General features: G+C 70.3%; 1 protein-coding gene. It reads right to left on the bottom strand.

Going from position 1 to position 2,319, the window contains the following annotated elements:
• Positions 1 to 95 precede the first annotated feature (95 nt).
• Positions 96 to 2,225 (bottom strand): acetate--CoA ligase family protein, encoded by a 2,130-nt coding sequence (locus BLW84_RS45895; protein WP_093279038.1) that lies wholly within the window; start codon positions 2,223 to 2,225, stop codon positions 96 to 98.
• Between the last annotated feature and the right edge of the window lie 94 nt (positions 2,226 to 2,319).

Genomic DNA, 2,319 nt, shown 5'->3' on the forward strand with positions numbered 1-2,319 from the left:
TCGGACCTCCTTGCCCTGGTTGGACTTCTTCAAGCCAGCGCGATACCCGCGAAGGGGGGCGACGACTTCACACGAAATCGCCGCTCGCACCGGACTCAGCCGAGGAGGCCGGCGGCGCGGGCCCACTGGTACTTGGCGCCCAGCACCGCGACGGGCTTCTCGGTCGTGTAGGGGTAGGCGACGATGCCGTGGTCGAAGAGGTACTCGGCGGCCTTCTCGACCTCCGTGTCGCCGGCCAGCGACACCACGATCGGCTTGTCGACGCCGTCGGCGCGGGCCTCCTCGGCGACCCGCGCGGCCAGCTCCGCGAACACCATCGGCGGGGTGACGATGGTGTGCCAGTAGCCGAGGACCAGCGCGTGGATGCGCGGGTCCCGCAGCCCCAGCCGGATGGTGGCCTCGTAGGTGCTGGGCGGCTCACCGCCGGTGATGTCGATCGGGTTGCCCGCCGCGCCGAACGGCGGGATGTAGCGCCGGAACTCCTCGTCGAGGTCCGGCGGGATGTCCATCAGCCGCAGCCCGGCCGCCACGCAGGCGTCCGACAGCAGCACGCCGGAGCCGCCCGCGCCGGTGATGATGACGACGTTCTCGCCCTTCGGCGTGGGCAGCACGGGGATGCCGCGCGCGTACTCCAGCATCTCGTTGAGCCCGGGCGCCCGGACCACACCGGACTGCCGCAGGATGTCGTCGTAGACCTTGTCGTTGCCCGCCAGCGCGCCGGTGTGCGAGCTGGCGGCCCGGGCGCCGAGATCCGTGCGCCCGGCCTTGAGCACCACGACCGGCTTCTTCTTGGTGACCCGCTGGGCGGCCTCGACGAAGGCCCGGCCGTCCTTGAGGTCCTCCAGGTGCATCGCCACGCAGTGCGTGTTGTCGTCCTGCTCGAAGAACGTCAGCAGGTCGTCTTCGTCCACATCGGACTTGTTGCCGAGCCCGACGATCGCCGACACGCCCATCTTGGTGGTGCGGCTGAAGCCCAGGATGGCCATGCCGATGCCGCCGCTCTGCGACGTCAGGGCCACACCGCCGCGCACGTCGTAGGGCGTGCAGAACGTCGCGCAGAGGTTCTGCGGCGTGTAGTAGTAGCCGTAGATGTTCGGCCCCAGCAACCGGATCCCGTGCTCGCGCGCGACCGCCACGACCTCGGCCTGCAGCTCGTGGTTGCCGGTCTCGGCGAACCCCGACGGGATCAGCACGGCGGCGGCGATCTGCTTCCGGCCGCATTCCTCCAGCGCCGCGGCCACGAACTTGGCAGGCACGGTGAACACCGCGACGTCGACCTCGCCGGGCACGTCGGTGATGCTGCGGTAGGCCTTGCGGCCCAGGATCTCGTCCGCCTTCGGGTTGATCGGGTGGATCTCGCCCGCGTAGCCGCCGTTGATCAGGTTCTTCATCACCGAGTTGCCGATCTTGCCGTCCTCGTTGGAGGCGCCGATCACGGCGACGCTGCGGGGATTCATCAGCCGCTGCATCGCGTGCAGGATCTCCTCCGGCGAATGCCGGACCGGCGGGGTGCTCTCCTCGGTCGCCAGGACGATCCGCACGTCGGCGGCGGTGGCCCCGGCGGCGGTGGCGAACACCGGGTTGAGGTCGAGCTCGGCGATCTCCGGGAAGTCGTGTACCAGGTCCGAGACGCGGCGCAGCACTTCGGCCAGGGCGTAGGCATCCACCGGCTCGCTGCCACGAGCGCCGCGCAGCACTTCGGCGGCGGCGATGTCGTCGAGCATCGAGCGCGCCTGCGCCGCGGACAGGGGAGCGAGCCGGAACGTGACGTCCTTGAGGACCTCGACGAGCACCCCGCCGAGGCCGAACGCGACGACCTTGCCGAAGGTCGGATCGGTGGTGGCGCCGACGATCACCTCGTGGCCGCCGACCATCTGCTGCACCTGAACTCCGGTGATCGCCGGGTTGTCGGTGAAGGCGTGCGCATTGGCGAGGATCTGCGCGTAGCCGGCGCGGACCGCCTCGTCGCCGCTGACGTCGATGAGCACGCAGCCCGCGTCGGTCTTGTGCAGGATGTCCGGCGAGACGATCTTCAACGCCACTGGGCCGCCGAACTCCCGTGCCAGCGACACCGCCTCGTCGGCGCTGGTCGCGAGGCCCTCCCCGGCGGTGGGGATGCCGTAGGCGTCGCAGAGCACCTTCGCCTCCGGCGCGGTGAGCGCCGCCCGGCCTTCCGCCCGGACCGCGTCGAGCACCTCCCGCACGCGGGCACCGTCGTAAGCCATGCTCAGATCACTCCGTTCGTCTTCAGCTCGGCCAGTTCGGTTTCGTCGATGCCCAGCCGGTCCCGGAAGATCTCGGCGGTGTGCTCGCCGAGCA

The organism is Saccharopolyspora shandongensis (assembly GCF_900106995.1).
GTDB lineage: Bacteria > Actinomycetota > Actinomycetes > Mycobacteriales > Pseudonocardiaceae > Saccharopolyspora > Saccharopolyspora shandongensis.

Excerpts from the sequence above, each read along its gene's own strand:
- BLW84_RS45895 (WP_093279038.1), bottom strand. The coding sequence starts at position 2,225 with ATGGCTTACGACGGTGCCCGCGTGCGGGAGGTGCTCGACGCGGTCCGG.